The 24,316-nt window shown below is 65.0% G+C and carries 19 protein-coding genes and 1 riboswitch; of the genes, 15 read left to right on the top strand and 4 right to left on the bottom strand.

Annotated features, from left to right (window positions below):
- The first annotated feature begins 48 nt into the window (after nt 1–48).
- From QRM89_RS17445 to crcB, 5 genes are all read left to right on the top strand, one after another.
- Entirely contained in the window at nt 49–2,409 is a 2,361-nt protein-coding gene (locus tag QRM89_RS17445) for a DNA translocase FtsK (RefSeq protein WP_285448590.1), read from the top strand.
- A 134-nt stretch (nt 2,410–2,543) separates the two neighbouring features.
- Complete coding sequence (locus tag QRM89_RS17440; RefSeq protein WP_285448589.1) at nt 2,544–4,469, top strand: DUF3857 and transglutaminase domain-containing protein; 1,926 nt, start codon at nt 2,544–2,546, stop codon at nt 4,467–4,469.
- Nucleotides 4,470–4,574: 105 nt separating this feature from the next.
- Nucleotides 4,575–5,204, top strand: coding sequence for an outer membrane lipoprotein chaperone LolA (lolA, locus tag QRM89_RS17435; RefSeq protein WP_014507723.1), 630 nt, complete (start codon nt 4,575–4,577; stop codon nt 5,202–5,204).
- A 173-nt stretch (nt 5,205–5,377) separates the two neighbouring features.
- A complete protein-coding gene (locus QRM89_RS17430) occupies nt 5,378–6,667 on the top strand; it encodes a replication-associated recombination protein A (protein WP_192884333.1) in 1,290 nt (429 codons plus the stop codon).
- A gap of 2 nt (nt 6,668–6,669) precedes the next feature.
- A riboswitch (Fluoride riboswitch) is annotated at nt 6,670–6,740 on the top strand.
- Between the two features lie 112 nt (nt 6,741–6,852).
- The gene (gene crcB / locus QRM89_RS17425; protein ID WP_070693060.1) at nt 6,853–7,254 is read left to right on the top strand and encodes a fluoride efflux transporter CrcB; all 402 of its coding nucleotides are present in this window, start codon (nt 6,853–6,855) and stop codon (nt 7,252–7,254) included.
- 106 nt (nt 7,255–7,360) lie between these two features.
- Here crcB and QRM89_RS17420 read toward each other — a convergent pair whose 3' ends face one another.
- The 3 genes from QRM89_RS17420 to QRM89_RS17410 all read right to left on the bottom strand — a co-directional run bounded on the left by QRM89_RS17420 (nt 7,361) and on the right by QRM89_RS17410 (nt 11,745).
- The gene (locus QRM89_RS17420) at nt 7,361–8,566 is read right to left on the bottom strand and encodes an acetyl-CoA C-acyltransferase (RefSeq protein ID WP_005991024.1); all 1,206 of its coding nucleotides are present in this window, start codon (nt 8,564–8,566) and stop codon (nt 7,361–7,363) included.
- 148 nt (nt 8,567–8,714) lie between these two features.
- On the bottom strand, nt 8,715–11,087 hold the full coding sequence (locus QRM89_RS17415) for a 3-hydroxyacyl-CoA dehydrogenase/enoyl-CoA hydratase family protein (RefSeq protein ID WP_285448588.1): 2,373 nt from the start codon (nt 11,085–11,087) through the stop codon (nt 8,715–8,717).
- A gap of 25 nt (nt 11,088–11,112) precedes the next feature.
- Nucleotides 11,113–11,745, bottom strand: a complete 633-nt coding sequence (locus QRM89_RS17410) for a TetR/AcrR family transcriptional regulator (protein ID WP_011037144.1) — start codon at nt 11,743–11,745, stop codon at nt 11,113–11,115.
- Nucleotides 11,746–11,963: 218 nt separating this feature from the next.
- Here QRM89_RS17410 and ndk point away from each other — a divergent pair, with 218 nt between their 5' ends.
- From ndk to glp, 8 genes are all read left to right on the top strand, one after another.
- On the top strand, nt 11,964–12,389 hold the full coding sequence (gene ndk, locus QRM89_RS17405; protein WP_002812972.1) for a nucleoside-diphosphate kinase: 426 nt from the start codon (nt 11,964–11,966) through the stop codon (nt 12,387–12,389).
- A 75-nt stretch (nt 12,390–12,464) separates the two neighbouring features.
- Nucleotides 12,465–13,613 (top strand): 23S rRNA (adenine(2503)-C(2))-methyltransferase RlmN, encoded by a 1,149-nt coding sequence (gene rlmN / locus QRM89_RS17400; RefSeq protein ID WP_285448603.1) that lies wholly within the window; start codon nt 12,465–12,467, stop codon nt 13,611–13,613.
- A 10-nt stretch (nt 13,614–13,623) separates the two neighbouring features.
- Nucleotides 13,624–14,412: a type IV pilus biogenesis/stability protein PilW gene (gene pilW / locus QRM89_RS17395; RefSeq protein ID WP_285448602.1), complete on the top strand. Its 789-nt coding sequence runs from the start codon at nt 13,624–13,626 to the stop codon at nt 14,410–14,412.
- Complete coding sequence (locus QRM89_RS17390) at nt 14,409–15,263, top strand: RodZ domain-containing protein (protein WP_014507730.1); 855 nt, start codon at nt 14,409–14,411, stop codon at nt 15,261–15,263. The genes pilW and QRM89_RS17390 overlap by 4 nt, the downstream gene beginning before the upstream one ends.
- A 70-nt stretch (nt 15,264–15,333) precedes the next feature.
- Nucleotides 15,334–15,972 (top strand): tetratricopeptide repeat protein, encoded by a 639-nt coding sequence (locus tag QRM89_RS17385; RefSeq protein WP_011037148.1) that lies wholly within the window; start codon nt 15,334–15,336, stop codon nt 15,970–15,972.
- Nucleotides 15,972–17,189 (top strand): outer membrane protein assembly factor BamB, encoded by a 1,218-nt coding sequence (gene bamB, locus QRM89_RS17380; RefSeq protein WP_014507731.1) that lies wholly within the window; start codon nt 15,972–15,974, stop codon nt 17,187–17,189. Before QRM89_RS17385 ends, bamB begins: the two co-directional genes overlap by 1 nt.
- A gap of 10 nt (nt 17,190–17,199) precedes the next feature.
- Complete coding sequence (der, locus tag QRM89_RS17375; protein ID WP_011037150.1) at nt 17,200–18,597, top strand: ribosome biogenesis GTPase Der; 1,398 nt, start codon at nt 17,200–17,202, stop codon at nt 18,595–18,597.
- A 31-nt stretch (nt 18,598–18,628) separates the two neighbouring features.
- Nucleotides 18,629–19,849: a gephyrin-like molybdotransferase Glp gene (glp, locus tag QRM89_RS17370; RefSeq protein WP_285448573.1), complete on the top strand. Its 1,221-nt coding sequence runs from the start codon at nt 18,629–18,631 to the stop codon at nt 19,847–19,849.
- A 10-nt stretch (nt 19,850–19,859) separates the two neighbouring features.
- Here glp and moeB read toward each other — a convergent pair whose 3' ends face one another.
- The gene (moeB, locus tag QRM89_RS17365) at nt 19,860–21,053 is read right to left on the bottom strand and encodes a molybdopterin-synthase adenylyltransferase MoeB (RefSeq protein WP_228878920.1); all 1,194 of its coding nucleotides are present in this window, start codon (nt 21,051–21,053) and stop codon (nt 19,860–19,862) included.
- 199 nt (nt 21,054–21,252) lie between these two features.
- On the opposite strand from moeB, the gene QRM89_RS17360 reads away from it, so the two are divergent.
- Nucleotides 21,253–23,928, top strand: coding sequence for a TonB-dependent receptor (locus QRM89_RS17360; protein ID WP_285448572.1), 2,676 nt, complete (start codon nt 21,253–21,255; stop codon nt 23,926–23,928).
- Nucleotides 23,929–24,009: 81 nt separating this feature from the next.
- The gene (locus tag QRM89_RS17355; RefSeq protein ID WP_103700664.1) at nt 24,010–24,225 is read left to right on the top strand and encodes a hypothetical protein; all 216 of its coding nucleotides are present in this window, start codon (nt 24,010–24,012) and stop codon (nt 24,223–24,225) included.
- Nucleotides 24,226–24,316 lie beyond the last annotated feature (91 nt).

Here is a 24,316-nt window from a genome sequence, read left to right as displayed (position 1 = left end):
TCGTTTATTATCAACCACTAACAGCATTTTTCTAAGGTCTGGCTACAGGTGGCAAAGCAGGTTCCCGAACACAGCAAGCCCGCAGAGGGCAAGTCGTCGTCGCGCAAGCCGGCGGCCGCGGACAATCCCCGTCGGCAGAAGCTCTGGCGCGATCTGGCGCTGATCGCGGTTGCGCCGCTGTTGCTGTACCTGTTGGCGAGCCTGTTCACCTATTCAGCGGCGGACCCGGGCTGGTCGCAGACCGGCAGCGTGGTCGCACCGGTGCACAACATGGGCGGCCGGGTAGGCGCCTGGATCGCCGATGTGTTGCTGCAGCTGTTTGGCTACGTGGCCTTCCTGTTGCCGGTGGTGCTGGGCGCAGTGGCCTGGATCGCCTTGTTCGGCATGGACAAAGAAGGGCAGGCCGAGGCCGACCTGGGCCCGGCCTTGCGCCTGGTCGGCATGGTCGGCTTCCTGATTGCCTCGACCGGCTTCCTGCACCTGCGCCTGTTCAATGGCGACGTGGCTGGCGCGGGCGGCATCCTGGGCCGGCTGGTGAGTAATTCGCTCAGCGCCGGGTTCGGTGCGCTGGGGGCGAACCTGTTCGTGGTGGTGCTGCTGCTGGTGTCGATCACGCTGGCGACCGGGTTGTCGTGGTTCGTGGTGATGGAGCGCATCGGCAAGTGGGTGCTGGCGCTGGGACCGTTGCTGCAGCGCAAGTCGCATCAGGCGACCGAGTGGCAGCAGACCCGCGTGATGCGCGAAGAACGCGAGGAAGTGCGCAAGGTCGATGCGGTCAAGCAGGCCAAGCGTGATCCGGTCAAGATCGAGCCGCCGCCGGCACCGGTGGTGGAAAAGAGCGAGCGCGCCAAGCGCGATACCCAGATCCCGATGTTCCAGGGCGTCAGCACCGACGGCTCGGATCTGCCGCCGCTCGCGCTACTGGATGACCCCAAGCCGCAGGCCAAGGGGTATTCGGAAGAGACGCTGGAAACGCTGTCGCGGCAGATCGAGTTCAAGCTCAAGGATTTCCGCATCGAGGCGCAGGTGGTCGGTGCATATCCGGGTCCGGTGATCACCCGGTTCGAGATCGAGCCCGCGCCCGGCGTGAAGGTCAGCCAGATCAGTTCGCTGGACAAGGACATCGCACGCGGGTTGTCGGTGAAGTCGGTACGCGTGGTGGACGTGATTCCGGGCAAGTCGGTGGTGGGGTTGGAAATCCCCAACGTCACCCGCGAGATGATCTTCCTGTCCGAGTTGCTGCGCTCCAAGGAATACGACAAGTCGGCTAGCCCGCTGACGCTGGCGCTGGGCAAGGACATCGCCGGCCGCCCGACGGTGGCCGATCTGGCGCGCATGCCGCACTTGCTGGTGGCCGGTACCACCGGTTCGGGCAAGTCGGTGGCGGTCAACGCGATGGTGCTGAGCCTACTGTTCAAGGCCTCGCACAAGGAACTGCGGATGCTGATGATCGACCCGAAGATGCTCGAACTGAGCGTCTACCAGGGCATCCCGCATCTGCTGGCGCCGGTGGTCACCGACATGAAGGAGGCCGCCAACGGCCTGCGCTGGTGCGTGGCCGAGATGGAGCGCCGCTACAAACTGATGAGCGCGGTGGGCGTGCGCAACCTGGCCGGCTTCAACAAGAAGGTCAAGGACGCCGAGGACGCCGGCCAGCCGATGATGGACCCGCTGTTCAAGCCGAACCCGGAACTGGGTGAAGCGCCGCGGCCGCTGGAAACGCTGCCGTTCATCGTCATCTTCATCGACGAATTCGCCGACATGATGATGATCGTCGGCAAGAAGGTCGAAGAGCTCATTGCGCGCCTGGCACAGAAGGCACGTGCGGCCGGCATCCACCTCATTCTGGCCACCCAACGCCCCTCGGTGGATGTGATCACCGGCCTGATCAAGGCCAATATCCCGACCCGCGTGGCGTTCCAGGTCAGCTCTAAGATCGATTCGCGCACCATCCTGGATCAGTCCGGTGCCGAGGCGCTGTTGGGTAACGGCGACATGCTGTACCTGCCGCCGGGCACGGCGTTGCCGGACCGCGTGCATGGCGCCTTCGTCAGCGACGAAGAAGTGCATCGGGTGGTCGAACATCTCAAGGCCAGCGGGCCAGTGGCGTATGTGGATGGCGTGCTGGATGAAGTGCAGACCATGGGCGATGGCACCGTGGTTGGCGCGACCGGGTTGCCTGAAAGCAGTGGCGGCGGTGGCGACGAGTCCGACCCGCTGTACGACGAGGCACTGCGCATCGTCACCGAGACCCGGCGCGCGTCCATTTCAGGCGTGCAACGTCGCTTGAAGATCGGCTACAACCGTGCTGCGCGGTTGATCGAGGCGATGGAGGCAGCGGGCGTGGTCAGCCCGCCCGAACACAACGGCGACCGCACCGTGCTGGCGCCGCCGCCGCCGAAAAACTGAGCCTGCCATGGCGTGTGACGCTGCGGCGTTGGCGCCGTGCATTGGCCGTTTCTGGAGGCGCGTCCATGTGTCTGGCGGGCGCAACGGCTACCCTGTAAACCAAGGGCCGCTCCGGTCCGCCGCGATCGAGACCCATGCTGCGTTGTCCCTTGTTGTTGTGTGTGCTGCTTTTTTCCATGCCGCAGCTGGGCCAGGCGCAGCAGCAAGCGGCCGCGCCCGCATCGGCGGCGCGCGCGCAGGCTGACACCAACTACAGCTTCGTGCGCTACCGCGCCGACTACGAAGTGCGTGACGACGCCAGCAGTGTGGAGACGGACACCTACGAGATCCTGCTCAAGACCAAATCGGCGGTCGAGCAGTTCAGCCAGGTGCGGCTGAGTTACAGCGAAAAGATGGAAACCCTCGACGTGCTCGAGGCCTACACCATCACCGCCGAAGGGCTGCGCCAGGACGTGGCGGCCGACAAGATCTACACCCAGGAAAGCTACTCCAGTGCATCGGCAGCGATGTATGCCGACCGCAAGGTCAAGGTAGTGGTGTTCCCGAACCTGGCGCCGGGCGCGCGCATCGTCTACCGCGTGCGCCGTGCGCAGAACACGCCGTATTTCCCCGGGTATTTCAGCCTGTGGGAGACCTTCAGCGTGTTTGCGCAGTACGACGATGCGGTCGTCACCCTGGTCGCGCCGAAGGCATTGCCGATGCACCTGTCGGTGCGTGGGCTGGAAGGCAGCACCAAGCCGGTGGTGCGGGGCGACCAGGCGCGCTGGGAATGGCATTACCAGCGTGCCGTACCGATGAAGAACCAGAACTGGAGCGCGGCCACCTGGGAGTTCAGCCCCACACTGATGGCCAGCACCTTCGACAGCTGGTCGCAGATGGGCCTGGCGTATCACGTCAAAGGCGGGCGGGCAGCGGCAGTGACGCCGGCGATCCAGTCGCTGGCCGATGAGGTGACCCGCGGCATCGAGGCGCCGCGTGCGCAGGCGGCGGCGTTGTACGCCTGGGTGGCGCGCAACATTCGCTACGTGGCGGTGTATCTGGGCAACGGCGGGCTGGAGCCCAACAGCGCCGACAGCATCCTGGCCAACCACTATGGCGACTGCAAGGATCACACCGTCATCCTGGAAGCACTGCTGGCCGCCAAGGGCATCGCCAGCACGCCGGTGTTGATCGGCGCCGAAGGCGGGCCGACCCTGCCGCCGATCCCGGTGCTGGGGCGGTTCAATCACGCCATTACCTATATCCCGGCATTCGATCTGTACGTGGATTCCACCAACCCCTATGCGCGCTTCGGCCAGCTGCCTGCCGGAGATCTCGGCGCACCGGTGGTGCACACACTGGATGGCAAGGTCACGCAGACGCCGCCGAATGATCGCAAGCTCAACCGCTACGTGGCCCGCACCGAGTACCGCTTTACCGCGCAAGGTGGCCTGGAAGGGCTGACCACGCTGGACAGCGGCCAGACCGGCGAGGTGGGTTTGCGGGCGATGTTCGTGCAGCTCAATGCGCAGAACCGCAACCGCATCGAGGAATCCATCATTGCCCAGTCCGGTTTCGACGGCACCGGCGATCTGTTGATCCAGGGCGATCCACTCGACCTGGATGCGCCGTTCAACTACCGCTATCGCTTTCAGGCCAACGACGCGGTGGATTTCTCGGTGGTCGGCGGCATGACCTTGCCGGATATGCCGGGCGCTGAATCCACGCGGGCGATCTATACAACGACCTCGGCCGAAGACAATCTCACCCCGTTCTACTGCAACGACAGCGTGCGCGAAGAAACCTATGCGGTGACCTTTCCGGACACCGTGCCGATCATTGCCATCCCGCGCAGCAGCACCTTCCGCAATGCGGCCGGTGAGTATGCCGTGGACTGGACCCGCAAGGGCCAGACCGTGACTGCGGTGCATCGCCTGCAGCGCGCCGCCATTCGTGGGCCGCAGGCACTGTGCCAGCCGCAGGATTACCGCGCCTTCCGCGAGCTGTATCAGCAAGTGCGCCGCGGCTTCCGTGGGCAGATCGTGTACGGCGACCTCTCGCAGGTGCAGACCGCGCGGTGAGGGTGACGCAGGCGGGCACACGCGGCTGAACATCGGCCGCCGACACTGCTCGCCCATTCATCCAGGAAGCTTCAGAATTCACCTAGTCCCTTTTGGAAGACCGCGATGCATCGCCAGCTCCGTTACGCCGTCCTCGCCACCGCCTTGCTCGCCGGCACCGCTTTCGCCGGCGCACGTCAGGAGCTGGATGCCTTCACTCGCGGTTTGAAGGGCCTGGACGGGCAGTTCAGCCAGAAGGTCACCGATGCCAATGGCCGCGCCAAGGAAACCTCCAGCGGCCGCGTTGCGTTGTCGGCGCCGCGCCTGTTTCGCTGGGAATATGCCAAGCCGTACAAGCAGTTGATCGTGGCCGATGGCAAGAAAGTCTGGGTATTCGACCCCGACCTGGAGCAGGTGACCGTGCGCGTGCAGGGCACCGAAGAACAGAACAGCCCGTTGACCGCCTTGATCGACCCGGCGCGTCTGGACAAGCAATACGACGTCAGCGAAGAAGCCGCCGAGCGTGATGGCTTGCAATGGTTGTCGCTGACACCCAAGGTCGATACCGAAGCCAGCTTCCAGATGGCCTCGCTTGGCTTTGGCAAGCAGGGTCTGGCCAGGATGGAAATCGTCGATGCGGTGGGCCAACGCACGGCGATTACCTTCGAGGGCTGGAAGCGCAACCCCGCATTCGCCGCCGATACCTTCCGCTTCACGCCCGCCAAGGGTGTGGATGTGGTGGGCGACGCGCAATAACCATGGCAGCGGTGCCAATCAGCGCGCGCAACAACTCTGGCGCAATGCTGCGTTGCCATCGGCCCCGCGTGCCGGCGCGCTAGACTACGCACGTGGCACGTACCAGGCTCCCTGTCGAAACCGCCGATCTGCTGAGCGTGGATGGAGATCATCTGCGCCCGCTGGCCGAACGCATGCGGCCGCGCACGCTCGACGAGATGGTGGGTCAAAAACGCCTGCTGGCACCCAATAGCGCGTTGCGGCGCGCGGTCGAATCCGGCCGCGTGCACTCGATGATCCTGTGGGGTCCGCCGGGGTGCGGCAAGACCACGCTGGCGCTGCTGCTGGCGCATTACGCCGATGCGGAATTCAAGGCCATTTCGGCGGTGCTGTCCGGCTTGCCGGAGGTGCGCCAGGTGCTGGCCGAAGCCGCGCAACGCTTTGCCAGCGGCCGGCGCACGGTGTTGTTCGTCGACGAGGTGCACCGCTTCAACAAGGCGCAGCAGGATGCCTTCCTGCCGCATATCGAACGCGGCACCATCCTGTTTGTGGGCGCCACCACCGAAAATCCGTCTTTCGAGTTGAACTCGGCCTTGTTGTCGCGCTGCCGCGTGCATGTGCTGGAAGCCGTCTCGCCGCAAGACATCGTTGAGGCCTTGCAGCGCGCCCTGCAGGACAGCGAGCGCGGGCTGGGGCAGGAGACCATCCAGGTCACTGATGCTTCGTTGCTTGAGATCGCCAGCGCCGCCGATGGCGATGTGCGCCGCGCGTTGACGCTGCTGGAAATCGCCGCAGAGCTGGCAACGGGCGAGGGCGGTGAAATCACGCCGCAAACGCTGCTGCAGGTCCTGGCCGATCGCACCCGCCGCTTCGATAAGAATGGCGAGCAGTTCTACGACCAGATCTCCGCGCTGCACAAGTCGGTGCGCAGTTCCAATCCCGATGCCGCGTTGTACTGGCTCACCCGCATGCTCGATGGCGGTTGCGACCCGGCGTATCTGGCGCGCCGGCTGACCCGCATGGCGATCGAGGACATCGGCCTGGCCGATCCGCGCGCGCAGAGCATGGCGCTGGAGGCCTGGGACATCTTCGAGCGCCTGGGCAGCCCGGAAGGCGAGCTGGCCTTTGCGCAGCTGGTGCTGTATCTGGCCAGTACCGCCAAGTCCAATGCCGGCTATGCCGCCTTCAATCAGGCCAAGGCCGAGGTGCGCGCCACCGGCACCCAGGAAGTGCCGCTGCATCTGCGCAACGCACCGACCAAATTGATGAAGACGCTCGGCTACGGCCAGGATTACCAGTACGACCACGATGCCGAAGGCGGTATCGCGCTGGACCAGACCGGCTTTCCGGATGCGATGGGCGAGCGGGTTTACTACAACCCGGTACCGCGCGGGCTGGAGATCAAGCTCAAGGAAAAGCTCGACCGGTTACGCGAAGCACGCGAACAGGCCCGTGCTGACAAGGGCCGCAAGCCCACCGCATAATCTGCTGCACTGGAGATGGCATTCCTCCTTGAACCGCGCGCTTGTTCAGCGCGCTGATGATGCCTGCCCACCCACGCCGGGGCGGCAGGCCGCTGTCCCGGCATCGCGATGTATCGACCGAGGAGCATGCCGATGATGCGTTGTAAGCCTTCAAGACCTGTCTGTGCGCTGCGCACGGTGTGCCGATGAGTGCGCCGGTGTGGTGGCAACAGGCGCTGCTGGCTATGGCGGGCGGCGCGGTGGGCTCCGGCCTGCGCTTTGCCATTGGTGCATCGCTGCTGCAGCGCTTCGGCACAGGGTTTCCCTGGGGAACCCTGACCGTCAACTTGGTCGGTGCCTTTTTCGCCGGCCTGTTGATGGTCTGGCTGGATGCACGCGGGCCAGCGAGTTGGGCGTTGCGCGCGTTGCTGATCGTCGGTGTGATGGGCGGGCTGACGACGTTCTCGTCGCTGATGATGGAATGCCTGGTGTTCGCACGCACCGAGCGTTCCACCCTGATCGGTCTCTATCTGGCGGTGACGCTGCTCGCGGGGCTGGCGCTGGTGTTTGCGGGCGCGCGTACCGGCCAATGGCTGGTGGCGCGTTGATGGCTTCGCTGCAGCGCTGAAACGACCGAAGGCGTGCATGAGCACGCCTTCGGTCTTTACAGCATGCGGCGCGACGAACCAGCGTTGCGGGCCCGCCGTGTTGCGCTTACAGCGCTTCGATGATGCCCGCAGCACCCATGCCGGTGCCGATGCACATGGTGACCATGCCGTACTTCTGCTGACGACGGCGCAGGCCGTGCACCAGCGTGGCGGCACGGATCGCGCCGGTGGCGCCCAGCGGATGGCCCAGCGCGATCGCGCCGCCCAGCGGGTTGACCTTGGACGGATCCAGTTCGCTGTCGCGGATCACTGCCAGTGCCTGCGCGGCGAAAGCTTCGTTGAGTTCGATCCAGTCGATCTGGTCCTTGGTCAGGCCGGCCTGCTTGAGCGCCTTGGGAATCGCGGCGATCGGGCCGATGCCCATCACTTCCGGGCGCACACCGGCCACCGAGAAGCTGACAAACCGTGCCAGCGGGGTCAGGCCGTAATCCTTGATTGCCTGTTCGGAGGCCAGCAGCACCGCGCCGGCACCATCGCTCATCTGCGAGGAATTACCGGCAGTGACGCTGCCGCCGAACTGGCCGTTACGGAACACCGGACGCAGCTTGGCCAAACCTTCAAGCGAGCTGTCCGGACGCGGGCCTTCATCGGTGTCGACCAGGCGCTTGCGCAGCGCAATCACGTTGCCGGCCAGGTCGGGTTGATGCGACAAAATTTCGTACGGAGTGATTTCGTCGCGGAACTCGCCAGCCGCAATGGCCGCGATGGCTTTCTGGTGCGAGGCCAGCGCGAATGCATCCTGATCTTCGCGCGAGACCTTCCATTCCTCGGCGACCTTCTCGGCGGTGATGCCCATGCCGTAGGCAATCGCCACGTGGTCGTCGGCGAACACATTCGGCGACATCGCGACCTTGTTGCCCATCATCGGCACCATCGACATCGACTCGGTGCCGCCGGCCAGCATCAGGTCGGCATTACCCAGACGGATCTGGTCGGCCGCCATCGCCACGGCCTGGATGCCGGACGAACAGAAGCGGTTGATGGTCTGCCCGGCCACCGTATTCGGCAGACCGGCCAGCAGCACGCCGATGCGCGCCACATTCATGCCTTGCTCGCCCTCGGGCATCGCGCACCCGATGATGGCATCGTCGATCCTCGACAAATCGATGCCCGGCGCCTGCGCCACCACCGCACGCAGCACGTGCGCCAGCATGTCGTCAGGACGGGTATTGCGGAACACGCCTTTCGGCGCCTTGCCCACCGGCGTACGCGTGGCGGCAACGATGTAGGCTTCTTGAATCTGCTTGCTCATGGCTATCTCCGATAGCCGGGATTGGGGATTCGTGAGTCGGGATTCGTCAAAGCGAATTCCGATGTCCGAATGGTCCCGTCCGGCGGGATGGAATGTTGGAGGGCAGGGGGAGCCGTTGTGACGAATCCCCAATCCCGAATCACGAATCTCAGTTTCTGAGCGGCTTGCCCGTCTTGAGCATGTGGCCGATCCGTGCCTGGGTCTTTTCCTGCTGGGCCAGCTCGACGAAGTGCTTGCGCTCCAGCTTGAGCAGCCATTCCTCGTCCACCAGCGCGCCGCGGTCGATCTCGCCGCCGCACACCACGGTGGCGATGCGGGTGGCGATCTCGTAGTCGTATTCGCTGATGAAGCGGCCTTCCAGCATGTTGACCAGCAGCATCTTGAAAGTGGCGATACCGACGTCGCCGGCGACCTGGATGCGGCGTGCCGGCAGCGGCGCGCGGTAGCCGCCTTCGGCCAGTGCATGCGCTTCGGCCTTGGCGATGTGCAGGGCTTCATAGCTGTTGAACACCACCTTGTCGGTGGCGCGCAGCAGGCCCAGTTCCTTGGCATTGACCGCCGAGTTGGACACCTTGGCCATTGCCACGGTCTCGAAGGTCTTCTTGAGTTCGGCGAACACGTCGCCGCCAGGGCCGGCCGCCACCGAGGCGCGCACCGCCAACTCCTTGAGGCCACCACCGGCCGGCAGCAGGCCGACGCCAGCTTCGACCAGACCGATATAGCTTTCCAGCGAGGCCACCGTCTTGGCGCTGTGCATCTGGAACTCGCAGCCACCGCCCAGTGCCAGGCCGCGCACCGCCGAGATTACCGGCACCTGCGCGTACTTGATGCGCTGGCTGGTGGCCTGGAAGTTGGCGACCATCGCCTCGAACGCATCGACCTTGCCGGCCTGCAACAGGCCCAGCGCACCGGCCAGATCGGCGCCGGCGGAGAAGGGTTCCTTCTGCTGCCAGATCACCAGGCCGGCGAAGTCTTTCTCCGCGCGGCCAACAACTTCCTGCAGGCCATTGAGCACGTGATCGGACACGGTGTTCATCTTGGTCTTGAAGCTGACCACCGCGATGTCGTCGCCGTCGTGCCACATGCGCACGCCGTCGTTTTCGAACACCGTCTCGCCCGGCGAGAACTGCTCGCCCAGCAGCGGATCGGGGAAGCGCTGGCGCTTGTACACCGGCAGCGCCGAACGCGGCAGCTTGGCATCGCGCGCCGGGCTGTAGGAACCCTCGGCCGCATGCACGCCATCGCGGCCGTCGAACACCCAGTTCGGCAGCGGCGCGCTGCTCATGCTCTTGCCGCTGGCAATGTCTTCGGCAATCCACTGCGCTACCTGCTTCCAGCCGGCGGCCTGCCAGGTTTCGAACGGGCCCAGCGACCAGCCGTAGCCCCAGCGGATCGCCAGATCCACATCGCGCGCGGTCTCGGCGATGTCGGCCAGGTGATAGGCGCTGTAGTGGAACAGGTCGCGGAACGTCGCCCACAGGAACTGCGCCTGCGGATGCTGGCTCTCGCGCAGCTTGGCGAACTTTTCGGCCGGATTCTTGATCTTGAGGATCTCGACCACTTCCGGCGCAGCGCTGCGATCGGCGGCGCGGTAATCCTGCTTCTCTAGGTCCAGCACCACGATGTCCTTGCCGACCTTGCGGAAGATGCCGGCGCCGACCTTCTGGCCAAGCGCACCCTTGGCGATCAGCGCCTCCAACCACTTCGGCGACTTGAAATATTGGTGCCACGGGTCGTCCGGCAGGGTGTCGCCCATGGTCTTGATCACGTGCGCCATGGTGTCCAGGCCGACCACGTCCGAGGTGCGGTAGGTCGCCGACTTCGGGCGGCCGACCAGCGGGCCGGTCAGGCCATCGACTTCATCGAAGCCCAGGCCGAACTCGGCGGTGTGGTGGATGGTGGACAGGATCGAGAACACGCCGATGCGGTTACCGATGAAGTTCGGGGTGTCCTTGGCGTACACCACACCCTTGCCGAGCGTGGTGACCAGGAAGCTTTCCAGGCCTTCGAGCACGGCCTTGTCGGTGCCCTTGGCCGGAATCAGCTCGGCCAGGTGCATGTACCGCGGCGGATTGAAGAAGTGCACGCCGCAGAAGCGGTGGCGCAGCTGCTCCGGCAGCACGTCCGACAGCTTGTTGATGCCCAGCCCGGACGTATTGGAGGCCAGCACCGCATGCTCGGAGACGAACGGGGCGATCTTCTTGTACAGGTCCTGCTTCCAGTCCATCCGCTCGGCAATCGCCTCGATGATCAGGTCGCAGTCGCGCAACTGCTCCAGCCCGCTCTCGTAGTTGGCCGGCGTGATCGCCTCGGCCAGCGCCTTGCTGGCGAGCGGGGCGGGGCTGAGCTTGCCCAGGTTGGCGATGGCCTTGAGCACGATGCCATCGGCCGGACCTTCCTTGGCGGGCAGGTCGAACAGCACGGTGTCGACACCGGCATTGGTGAGGTGCGCGGCGATCTGTGCGCCCATGACGCCGGCACCGAGCACGGCGGCGCGACGGACTAGCAACGGATTGGACATAGCGATGAGCCTTTGGTGAGTGCGACTACGGTGTGGAATGGGTGCGGAAACCGGGTTCCGCGAAACGAATCAGTTCGCGCGCGGCGTGCGCGCGATGGTCGGCCTCGCTCACGCCCGCCGGGCGTTTGATGAGGCCGAAATCGGCCATGGCATAGGTGAGCGCTCCGGCCAGGAAATCCAGGCGCCAGTACAGCTCTTCCTTGCTCAGGCCCGGCACGCAGCCGGCGATGGCCTTGCCGAACTCGCGCAGCACATGGCCGTAATGGTCGGAGAGGAACTTGCGCAGGTTGTCGTTCTTTTCCGCATAGGCCCTGGCGATCACGCGGACGAAGGCGCCGCCACTCTGGCGGTCCTGGGCCATGGCCAGCGCCGGCTCCACGAACGCGGCCAGCACCGCAGTGAGTTCGCCCGGCTGGCTACGCTTGGCGGCCTCGAGCTGCTGCAGCCGTGCGGCCGTCATCTCGTCCATGCGCCGGCGGAACACCTCGTTGACCAGATTTTCCTTGGAGCCGAAGTGGTAGTTGACCGCGGCGATATTGACGTCGGCCTGGGTGGTGAGCTGGCGCAGCGAGGTGCCGGCGAACCCGTGCTGTGCGAACAACTCCTCGGCCGCGCTGAGGATGCGGTCCTTGGTCGAGAAGTGGGCGGGCTTGGGCATGGACAGGTGTGGCGCTCAATCAAACGATTGTTTGAGTCTACGGGCTCGCGAACGCCATGGTCATGCCGCACTGCAGCACGATTCAGGGCCTGGTATGCAAAGGTAAGGACGACGGGATAGAATTGACCATCGCAAAGAAGGCTAAGCCCGCGTTTCGACGCGGGTTTTTTTCATGATAACCTCGGGCCTTCAGTGGCCCGCCCAACGGAGATTCTCCCATGGCGCTGGAGCGCACCCTGTCCATCATCAAGCCCGACGCCGTCGCCAAGAACGTCATTGGTGAAATCTATAGCCGCTTCGAGAAGGCTGGCCTGAAGGTCGTGGCCGCCAAGTACAAGCAGCTGTCGCGCCGCGAAGCCGAAGGCTTCTACGCCGTGCACCGCGAGCGTCCGTTCTTCAACGCGCTGGTCGAGTTCATGATCTCCGGCCCGGTGATGATCCAGGCGCTGGAAGGCGAGAACGCCGTGGCCGCACACCGCGACCTGCTGGGCGCCACCAACCCGAAGGACGCCGCACCGGGCACCATCCGTGCCGACTTCGCTGATTCGATCGATGCCAACGCCGCCCACGGCTCGGACTCGGTCGAGAATGCTGCCAACGAAGTCGCGTATTTCTTTGCCGCAACTGAAGTGGTCTCGCGCTGAGGCCGAGAGAGTCGAATCGTGAATGAGGTCGTGATCCCCTCCGTGTTGCTGGACGTCCCCGTCCCGGCTGCACCGGTGCATAAGCAGAACCTGCTCGACCTCGACCGCGAGGGGCTGGAGCACTTCTTCGCCGATACGCTCGGCGAGGCGCGCTACCGTGCCCATCAGGTGATGAAGTGGATTCATCATCGCTACGTCACTGATTTCGACCAGATGACGGACCTCGGCAAGGCGCTGCGTGCGAAGTTGCACCAGCGCGCCGAGGTCCTCGTCCCGAATGTCGTGTTCGACAAACCGTCGACCGACGGCACCCACAAGTGGCTGCTGGCCATGGGAACCGACGGCAAGAATGCGATCGAGACGGTCTATATCCCCGACAAGGGCCGTGGCACGCTGTGCGTGTCTTCCCAGGTCGGCTGCGGCTTGAACTGCACCTTCTGTTCGACCGCCACCCAGGGCTTCAACCGCAACCTCACCACCGCCGAGATCATCGGGCAGGTCTGGGTTGCCGCGCGCCATCTGGGCAATGTGCCGCACCAGCAGCGTCGTCTCACCAATGTGGTGATGATGGGCATGGGTGAGCCACTGATGAATTTCGACAACGTCGTGCGCGCGATGAGCGTGATGCGCGACGATCTGGGCTACGGCCTGGCCAGCAAGCGGGTGACGCTGTCCACCTCGGGCCTGGTGCCGATGATCGACCGGCTGGCCACCGAAAGCGACGTGTCGCTGGCCGTTTCGCTGCATGCCGCCAACGATGCACTGCGCGAGTCACTGGTGCCGTTGAACAAGAAGTACCCGATCGCCGAGTTGATGGAGTCGTGCGCGCGCTACCTGCGCGGCAACAAGAAGCGCGACTCGGTGACGTTTGAATACACCTTGATGAAGGGCATCAACGACCAGCCCGAGCATGCGCGCCAGCTTGCCCGGCTGATGCGGCAGTTCGACAATGCCGTGCAGTCCAAGGATGCCGGCAAGGTCAACCTGATTCCGTTCAACCCGTTTCCCGGCACGCGCTACGAGCGCTCTGGCGAAACCGAGATCCGCGCATTCCAGAAGATCCTGCTCGATGCGCAGGTGCTGACGATGGTACGCCGCACGCGTGGCGACGATATCGATGCAGCCTGTGGTCAGCTCAAGGGCCAGGTCATGGACCGGACCCGTCGCCAGGCGGAATTCCGCCGCACATTGGAAGGGCAGGCCGATCGAGATGCGGCAGCGTGATATCGCGTTAATGGCGGCCGCAGTGATCGCGCTCAGCGTGGTTGGCTGCGGCGGGCGCAATGCCAAGGCCGGCACGGTAAAAACGGTCGAAGAGGTCGCGCCGATCTATTCGTTCCGCGACAACGCGGCCACCAAGAGTCGGCTGGGCGTGCAGGAAAAGCTTGGCCTGGCCAGCAATCGCCTGCGCACCGGCGATTACGCCGGCGCGGAAGAGCAGGTGCGTGCCGCGCTGAAGAAAGATTCCCAGTCGGTGGACGCCATCGGCATGCTTGCCCTGATTCAAGACGCGAAAGGCGACAGGGCGGCTTCGGGCGCCTCCTACCGCCGCGCCACAGAGCTTGCGCCGCAACGTGGCGATGTGCTCAACAACTACGGCGCGTGGCTCTGTGCCAATGGCCAACCGGCCGAGTCGCTGGTCTGGTTTGATCGCGCGTTGACGGATCGCAACTATTCCTCGCCCGCATCGGCGCTCGGCAATGCCGGCGGCTGCGCGCTCAAGGTGGGGCAGTTAGAGCGTGCATCCCGTGACCTGCGCAAGGCGCTGGAATTGGACCCGAATAATCCGTATGCGCTGGAGTCGATGGCCCGTTCCGAAGCGGGCAAACGCAATTATTTCGAAGCCCGCGCATTCGTCGAACGACGGCTCGCGGCTGCACCGGCAACTGCTTCCGTGTTACAACTCGCCATTCAGATTGAGCAAGGGCTCGGCGACAAGGTAGCTGCCGGCCGTTATCAACAGCGGTTGGTCAAGGAATTTCCTGACGCAGCGACCGCTACTCCTGGGGCCAATGCATTGTGATCAGTGATTCCAATCCGAATCCTTTCGAGCAGGAAAAGGGATGCGGGCAGCAGTTGCGCGACGCGCGCGAAGCGGCAGGTCTGAGCGTGGACGATGTGGCAGGCAAGCTGCGCATGCCGGCCCACGTGGTGCGTTCGCTCGAACAGGAAGAATGGCAGCGTCTCGGCGCGCCGGTCTTCGTGCGCGGGCAGTTGCGCAGCTACGCGCGCCTGCTGCGTGTCGATCTGGATCCGCTGCTGCAGCAAACCACGATTGCGCCGGTTGAACCGGTCAAGCTGGTCAGTCACACGCATACCCCGCGTGCCCGGCGGATTCTGGAAAGCACCGCACGCAAGGCGATGTACGTCGTGATCACCGGCGTGTTCGCAGTGCCGGTGTGGTACGCCACGCGCTCGCACCTGGATGGACAGGGGCCAAGCACCGTGTCGCTGGACAGCGTGCCGGATGCTGCCAAGACCGGCACGCCCGCGCGGACTGCCGAGCCACCGTCTTCCGCGCCACGTGAACAGCCTGCGCCGTATATCGCGTCGATGACGCCGGTGCCCCGGGCCACACCTGCTGCCGAGACCCCGACCGCCAGCAGTGCTGGCACGTTGTCGCTGCGTTTCAGCGGTGACAGCTGGGTGCAGATCCTGGCACCGGATGGCAGCGCGGTGGAAAAAGCGTTAATCCGTGCCGGCGAGCAACGCACCTATTCACCGGGCCAGATCGGCCGTGTGGTGCTGGGCAATGCGTCGGCGGTAGAGGTTCAGCAAGGCGGCAGTATCGTCGACGTGAAGCCGTTCCAGCGCGCTAACGTGGCACGTTTTGCGGTATCCTCCGACGGCTCCGTGGTGCCTGCTTCCGAATAGAAGCGGACTGCGGTTTTTCATTTTCCCCTTTTGATGTTCCGCGCCTGCAGGTGGCGGAGCGAGAGTACGCATGGCGATCGACGATCTGCTCGACGAACACGAACAAGGTGAACGGGTTCGTTCCTGGTTGAGAAAGAATGGCGCGGGTCTGATTGGCGGAGTCCTGCTGGGACTGGCCCTGATCCTGGGGTGGCAGTGGTGGCAGAAGCGCAACACGACCGCGTCGGTGGAGGCCAATGCCCGCTACGAGGCCGTGGTCAAGTCCATCCAGGGCAAGGACCTGGACAAGGCAGCCAAGGACATCGTGGCGCTGGACGACGGCAAGGGTGGCGTTTACGCCGAGCTCGCTGCGCTGCGCCTGGCCAAGGCCCAGATGGATGCCGGCAAGACCGCCGAAGCGATCAAGACATTGCGTGATGTGCCCGCCGAAGGCGAGCTCAAGCAGATCGTGCAGCAGCGCCTGGCGCGCGTGCTGACCGACAGCGGCAAGCCGGATGAGGCGATCAAGCTGCTGGCCGATGCGCAGGATCACACCAGCCTGGAAATCCGCGCCGATGCGCTGGTGAAGCAGGGCAAGCGCGACGAAGCACGCGCGCTCTATACCAAGGCTCTGGCAACGGTGGATGTGGCATCGCCGCAGCGCCGCCTGCTGGAAACCAAGCTGATGGATGTGGGCGGCACCGTGCCCGATCCGGCGGAGCCGATTTGATGAAGCAGGTTGATATGTACAAGCGCGTTGCATTGATCGCCCTGATGGGCATGTCGCTGGCGGGTTGCAGCACCGTCAAGGGCTGGTTCGCAGGCAAGGACGCGGCTGCCAAGAAGGCGCAGGAACCGGCCGAACTGGTCAAGTTCGAGCCTTCGGTCAAGGTTGACAAGCTGTGGTCCACCGGCGTGGGCAAGGGCGAGGGGCACATCGGTGTGCGTCAGCGTCCGGCCGTGGCAGATGGCAAGGTGTATGCGGCCGCCATCACCGGTGGCGTGCAGGCGCTGGATCTGCAGACCGGCAAGCGCGTGTGGGAATACAAGCCCAAGAAAGAAGAGCGCAACGATCGCAAGTTCAAGCAGCGCCTGTCCGGTGGTCCGGGTGTGGGCGAGGGCCTGGTGGTGATCGGCACGCTTTCCGGTGACGTGATCGCGCTGAATCAGGCCGACGGCACCGAGAAGTGGCGGGCCAAGGTGCCGAACGAAGTCATCGCCGCGCCTGCGATCGCGCAGAGCCTGGTGCTGGTGCGCAGCAACGACGGCCGCGTGAGTGCGTTCGATGCAGCCACCGGCGAGCGCCGCTGGTTCCATGCCGAGGAAGGTCCGACCCTGTCGGTGCGCGGCAATGCGCCGATCGTGACCGGCCCGGGCGTGGTGTTTGTCGGCAACGATGTCGGCACCCTGAGCGCCCTGGCGCTGCAGGATGGCCGCCCGTTGTGGGAACAGGCCATCGGCGTGCCGGAAGGCCGCACCGAGCTGGAGCGCATGTCCGACGTGGATGGCGCCCCGGTGCTGGATGGCACCACCCTGTACGCAACCAGCTTCAAGAACGAAACCCTCGCCCTGGAAGGCCCCAGTGGCCGTCCGCTGTGGACACGCGATCACGGCGGTGCCGGCGGTCCGGGCGTGTCGTCCAGCGTGGTGGTGGTGGCCGACAACGCCGGTTCGGTGTGGGGCCTGGACAAGTCCAGCGGTGCGGCGATGTGGTCGCAGGCTGCGCTTGCACGCCGCTCGCTGACCGGTGTCGCCATTCAAGGCGATTACGCCGTGGTGGGAGATTACAAGGGCTACCTGCACTGGCTGAAACTCAGCGACGGTGCTCTGGCCGCGCGCGCTCGCGCTGGACGCGACACGCTGCTGGCACAGCCGCTGGTCGTTGATGGCATTCTGCTGGTACAAAATACCGACGGCGATATCACCGCCTTCCGGTTGGCACAATAAGGACCTTGCGATGCTGCCCCTGGTCGCCCTGGTTGGACGGCCCAATGTCGGCAAGTCCACCATCTTCAATGCGCTGACGCGCACCCGTGACGCGCTGGTCCATGACCAGCCTGGCGTCACCCGCGACCGCAACTACGGCGTCTGCCGGCTCGACGAGCAACAGCCCTTCATCGTGGTCGATACCGGTGGTATCGCCGGCGACGAGGAAGGCTTGGCCGGCGCCACTGCGCGCCAGGCACGTGCTGCGGCTGGCGAAGCCGATCTGGTGTTGTTCGTGGTCGATGGCCGCGAAGGCGCTTCGTCGCTGGACGATGAAATCCTGGCCTGGCTGCGCAAGCTGGCCCGGCCGACCGTGCTGGTGATCAACAAGATCGACGGTACCGATGAAGAATCGGTGCGTTCGGAGTTTTCGCGCTATGGCTTCTCCGATGTGGTGGCGCTGTCGGCCGCCCATCGGCAGGGCATCGACGATCTGCTGGAAGAAGTCGGCGCGCGTTTGCCGGAAGAAGGCGCGGGCGAATTGCTCGATAACGACCCCGCGCGCGTGCGTATTGCATTCGTGGGCCGCCCGAACGTGGGCAAGTCGACGCTGGTCAATCGCCTGCTGGGCGAGGAGCGGATGATCGCATCGGAAGTTCCCGGGACCACGCGCGATTCGATCGCCGTGGACCTGGAGCGTGATGGGCGCCAGTACCGCCTGATCGATACGGCCGGCCTGCGTCGCCGCGGCAAGGTGGAAGAGGCGGTCGAAAAATTCAGCGCGTTCAAGACGCTGCAGGCGATCGAGCAATGCCAGGTGGCGGTGCTGATGCTGGACGCGACCGAGGGTGTGACCGATCAGGACGCGACCATTCTCGGTGCGATTCTCGATGCGGGCCGCGCACTGGTGGTGGCGATCAACAAGTGGGATGGGCAGAGCGACTATCAACGTGCCCAGGCCGAGGACTTGTTGTCGCGCAAGCTGGGCTTTGTGAACTGGGCCGAGGCAGTGCGGATCTCCGCGTTGCACGGCTCGGGCATGCGTGAGCTATTTCAGGCGATCCATCGTGCGCATGCATCGGCCACGCATGAGTTCAGCACCAGCGAAGTGAACCAGGCGCTGGAAATTGCCTACGAGACCAATCCGCCGCCGAGCATTCGCGGGCATGTCTCCAAGCTGCGTTACGTGCACCCGGGTGGGGCGAATCCGCCCACCTTCATCGTGCATGGCACGCGCCTGAAGGTGCTGCCGGAGTCGTACAAGCGTTATCTGGAAAACTTCTTCCGTAAGCGCTTCAAGCTGGTCGGCACGCCGGTGCGTTTCATTTTCCGCGAGGGTGCCAACCCGTACGAGGGCAAGAAGAATCCGCTCTCCGATCGGCAGATTGCGCGCAAGCGTCGCCTGATGCGGCACGTCAAGGGCAAGTAAGCCGGCACGGCGCGCTGGTATCCTGCGCGCCATGACCGACTATCCCTCCCGCATTCCTTACGCACGGGCACTGGAGATTCTCCGCGCCGTGGCGACGAACAACCGCCTGCCCGACGAGAACATCGCCACCTCGCGTGCCGACGGCAGGATCTCCGCCGCCGACCTGATCGCGCCGCTATCGCTGCCGCCGTTCGCCAATAGTTCAATGGACGGCTTTGCCGTGCGCCATGCCGATACGCTGGGTGAGGACGTGCGCCTGCAGCTGGTGGGCGAGCAGTTTGCCGGCGACTCCTGGAGCGGCACGCTGACTGCCGGGCAATGCCTGCGCATCACCACCGGCGCGCCGTTGCCGGCCGGTGCCGACACCGTGGTGCCGAAGGAAGACGCCGACGAGCAGGCTGGGCTGGTGCACCTGCGCACGCACCCGACACTGGGGGCGGCGGTGCGGCTGGCGGGCAGCGACGTGCGCGCGGGCGATCTGGTGATCCAGCCCGGCCAGGTCCTCACCCCGGCGCGGATTGGCCTTGCCGCTGCGCTGGGCGTGTCACGGCTTTCGGTGGCGCCGCGCCCGACCATTGCGGTGCTGGCGACCGGCGATGAGCTGGTGGAGCCGGGCATGCCGCTGGGGCCGGGGCAGATCTACAACAGCAACCGCGACATGTTGATGGCACAGCTGCGGGCACTGGGATATGCGCCGACCGCCTGGCCAACCTTGCCGGACGATCCGCAGCGCATCCGCACCATGCTGGAAGATGCGGCGGCGGCTTTCGATGTGGTGATCACCTGTGGCGGCGTGTCGGCTGGCGAAAAGGACTATCTGCCTCGCCTGATCCAGGAATTGGGGCAGATCCATTTCTGGCGCGTGCGTATGCGCCCGGGGATGCCGGCGGTGTTGGGGCAGATCGGGCGCTGCCTGGTGTTGGGCCTGCCGGGCAATCCGGTCTCAGTGCTGGCGACGTTGATCGCCTACGGCGTACCGCTGCTGGATGCCCTGCAGAGCCGCAGCGAGCCGCGGCCGGTGTGGCATGCGGCCTTGTCGGCGCCCTGGGACAAGCGCCACGAACGCCTGGAGTTTCTGCGCGGCCGGCTGGACTGTGGCGCCGATGGCCGCTTGATCGCGACGCCCCACCGTGGCGATGCCTCGCATCTGCTGCGCGGCGCTGCCGACAGCAACGTATTGATCGTGCTGCCGGAGCCGGCGCGCCAATACGACGCGGGCGAGGTAGTGCGGGTGATTCCTTACGCGCTGTAGTTGCAGTGCGTCAGGCTGGCGTGCCGCAGAAGGTGGCGTAGTCGGCATAGCCGGGAAATGCCGTGCCTGGTGCGCACACCGGGCACTGCGGATCGGGCGGCAGGCGGATCTCGCGAAAGCGCATGGCCAATGCGTCGAAGCTGAGCAGGCGCCCGGCCAGGCTGTCGCCGAGACCGAGCAAGAGCTTGATCGCCTCGGTCGCCTGCAACAGGCCGATCACCCCGGGCAGTACACCGAGCACACCGGCCTCGGCGCAACTGGGAGCGAACTCCGGCGGCGGCGGTTCGGGAAACAGGCAGCGGTAGCACGGCAGCTGCCCGCGGTGGCGTCCGGCATCGAACACGCTCAACTGCCCTTCGAACTGTTGCACCGCGCCGTACACCAACGGCTTGCCGAGCTTCACGCAGGCGTCGTTGAGCAGATAGCGCGCCGCGAAATTGTCGGCGCCATCCACCACCACATCGACGTCCTGCAGCAGGGCCTCGATGTTGCTGGCGGTCACACGCGTCTGGATGGCGTCGACCTGCACCCGCGGATTCAACGCGGCAATGCGCTGCGCGGCCGACACCACCTTGGCCACGCCGACGCTGTCTTCGGTATGCAGGATCTGGCGCTGCAGATTGCTGCGATCCACCACATCGTCATCGGCCATGCGCAGGTGCCCGACGCCGGCGGCGGCAAGATAAAACGCGGCCGGCGAACCGAGCCCACCGGCACCGATCAGCAGAACACGCGCGCGCGCCAGGCGCTGCTGCCCGTCGATGCCCACCTGCGGCAGGCGCAGATGCCGTGAGTAGCGTTCCAGAAAATCCGCTTCGTCTGGCGGCAACGTCGGTCGTACTAAGGGCAGCCCGTCGCGCGACCAGGCAGTGGTGCCGCCGAGGACCGACAGCGCGTGCGGATAGCCTTGCTCGCGCAGGTGCGCGGCGGTCTGCGCGGAGCGTTTGCCGCTCTGGCAGATCAGCAGGATGTCGCAATCGCGGTCGGGCAGATGCTGCGCCGGTGCCTGCTCCAGATCGGCCTGTGCGATGGCAAGCGCGCCTTCGGCCTGGCCGCTGACGCGTTCGTGCGGTTGGCGGATATCGATCAGCAAGGCGCCGTGCAAGGCGCGGGCACGGGCTTGGGCAGGAGAGAGGTCGTGGCTCATGCGGCCATTGTCGCGCAAAGCCTCCATCCGATGACGCACCTGTGTGTTGCGCAGCATCCGAGTGGCCGGCATGAAGAGCGCGTGCGGATCACGCTGGATGTGCATGTGCCGATCACACGGCTTAGGCCGGTACGTGGCTGTAATCCAGCGCTTACCGGTGTGGCGCCAGTTGCGCGCTCGCGCCTGGTTCGTCCGCCCATTGCCGAACGCAGAACGTGCAGTGCGCCATACCTGCAGCCGGCTTCAGGAGAATGTCATGACCCCACTTTTTTGCGTATCGCCTGTGCATTGCAGACGCGCAATACGCCACCCGTTGGCGTTGTCGATCGCGCTGCTGCTCAGCCCAGGCGTGCACGCGCAGGAGGCCGCACCCGACGGCACTGCCGCTGCGCAGCCAGCCACCGCGCAGCTAACCTCCACGCTGGATGCGGTGCAGGTGCGTGGCGTGCGCAGCAGCGTGGAAAGCGCCATTTCCACCAAGCAGGCGCACAAGGAGATCAGCGATTCGATCGTGGCCGAGGACATCGGCAAGCTGCCCGACAACAGTGTTGCGGCGGCTCTGCAGCGGGTGACCGGTGTGCAGGTGGCGCGTGCCGGCGGCGAAGTGGGCCAGGTGCTGGTGCGTGGCCTGCCGAACGTCATCACCACGCTGGACGGGCGCAATGTCTTCACCACGGTGGGGCGCGACATGGAGTTGGCGGATGTGCCGGCGGAGTTGCTGCGCAGCGTGGATGTGTACAAGACCACCGGTGCGCAATTCCAGGAAGGCGGCATCGCCGGTGTGGTGGATGTGCATCTGCGGCGGCCGTTCGATTTCGACGACGACAGCACGATTGCCGGCAGCGTCAGCGCATTGCGCGGCGACCAGGCGGAAAAGACCGTGCCCAATGGCAGCCTCACCATGAGCCAGCGCTGGGAGACCGGGATGGGGCGCATGGGCGTGATGGGCAGTGTGGCCTACCAGCGTCGCCCGTATCAGGAGTCCAACACGCTCTACGGTACCTATGACCTCAAGCCGAATCCGCTGGATCCAGCGCAGCAGCTCTACGTGCCGTACAGCGCCGGTGGGTTGATGGCGCGTGGCGACCGCAAGCGCAAGTCGGCCAATCTCTCGTTTCAGTGGGCGCCCAGCGACAACAGCGAAATCTACGTCGACACCTTGTACATCGGTTACGACAACCGGCCACAGGTGAATTACTGGCTGCCATTCCCGGGGCTGGCGAACGCGGAAAATACCGAATCGGTGAGCGTGCGCCCCGGCAGCAACGTGCTCGATGGCCTGGTGGCACGCGATCTGCAGACGCTGTCCAGCACGCAGGCGCACAAGAACGCGTCGGACACCTACCAGGCCGCGTTGGGTGGGCGCTGGAGCGGCGAGCGCGTGAAGCTCAGCACCGAGCTGGCGTACACCTATAGCGATGCGAAGAATCGTGCATTCACGCTGGACATGGACACGCGTGCGCCGCTGCTGCACATGCGATCAGGCGGTGGCGCGGCCGATACCTGGATCACCCAACGCGATGGCAGCCCGTATGACATCACTGCGCCGGGCAACTGGGTTTTGCGCCAGTACTACGACAGCTGGAACCGGCAGCGCGGCGAAGAATGGGCCTGGCGCGGCGATGCCACCTTCGACCTGGATGCCGGACCGCTGACCTCGCTGGAGGTGGGCGCGCGTGCTAGCCGGCGCACCGCGACCAATCATTCCGGCGACACCGGTGCGCGCGACAACATCAGCGGCGCGCCGATCCTGCTGAGCGACGTGCCCGGGCTGGCATCGGTGACGCCAGGCAACATGCTCGACGGCGCGCGCGCGTTCACCAGCGACCGCTGGGCCTCCGCCAACCAGGACGTGCTGCTGCAGCAAAGCGCACGCCTGCGGACGCTGATGGGGCAATCCCCGGAAGCGCCGCTGGAAAATCCGGCGTTGTTCTTTGATGACCGCGAAGACAACTACGCGGTCTATGCGCAGCTGAACTATGGTTTCTCGCTGGGGCTGGTGCCGGTGGATGGGCGGATCGGTGCCCGCGCGACGCGGCTGGATTCCAGCCTGGAAGGCAGCCAGTCGCTGGACGGTGTGCTGAGCCCGGTGAGCATCGATCGCCGCATCGACAAGGTGTTGCCCAACTACAGCGCCAATTTCACCTTGCACGAAAACCTGATCCTGCGCCTGGCCGGCAGCACCACCATTACGCGGCCGGAGTTTGCCGATCTGAACCCGCAGCTGGCGTTGTATCAGCCGACCGAATCGCTGCCCGCGCGCGGCAATGGCGGCAACCCGCAGCTGCGCCCGGTGGAGTCGCGCAATGCCGACCTGTCGCTGGAGTGGTACTTCCGCCCGGGATCGCTGCTGTCGCTCGCCGGCTTCCATCGGGACATCGACGGCTATATCCAGAACTACGCCGCCGATGAGCTGATCGACGGCATCACCTATTCGATCAGCCGCCCGCGCAATACCGGGCAGGGCAGTTTGAAGGGCGTGGAGGTGGGCTATACGCAGTTCTATGACTTCTTGCCGGGCTGGTTGTCGGGCTTCGGAACCCAGCTCAACTACACCTATATTTCGGCCGAAGCCGACTCGCCCGAGGGCATCAGCCAGCCGCTGACCAATGTCTCCAAGAACGCCTACAACGCGATCTTGATGTACGAATATGCACGCATCTCTGCGCGCGTGGCCTACAACTGGCGTGGCGATTATGCAGTGAGCTTCAACAGCTCCGGTGACCAGCCCGAGCAGATCAACCAGGGGCGCGAAAAGTGGCTGGATGTGGCGTTCAACTATGAGCTGAGCGAGCGCCTGACCGCGTTTGCCGAGGCGACCAACCTGCTGGGCACCACCACCGACAATTACTTTGGCCAACGTGGCGCGTTTCCGCGCGAAGTCGCATCGCCCGAGCGCACGTATTCGCTAGGCCTGCGCTTCCGCCTGTGACGCGCGCTCGACCGCGTGGCCGGTACGTTGGCGCCAAGCTCACCCGCTGCTGGGTAGCGTGGACGCGTAAAGGAGACCCCCATGACCCCTGATATCGACGCACAACTGAAAACACTGGCCGACGAACTCCCCGAACTGCGGCGGCAGCATCCCGATGACTTCTGGAATGTGTTCCATGCACGCGCAGAGGCCATTACCGCTGCGGTGCAGAGCAAGGAGGATGCCGCGCAGGTGACCAAGCGCATCGACGACATGCTTGCGGCCAACCAACTTGGGCCGGCGGACCCTGGCGCTTAGCACGATGGTGTAACGCGCATTCTTTGCGCAGATGCATGATGGATACAGATCGCCGCTGTTGCGGCGATCTGTATTTGCAGCGGGAGATGCA

This window comes from Xanthomonas sp. LMC-A-07, from assembly GCF_030208825.1.
Taxonomy (GTDB): domain Bacteria; phylum Pseudomonadota; class Gammaproteobacteria; order Xanthomonadales; family Xanthomonadaceae; genus Xanthomonas; species Xanthomonas campestris.
The sequence above is the reverse complement of the archived record's forward strand: the minus strand, read 5'-3'. Positions and strand labels throughout refer to the sequence as shown.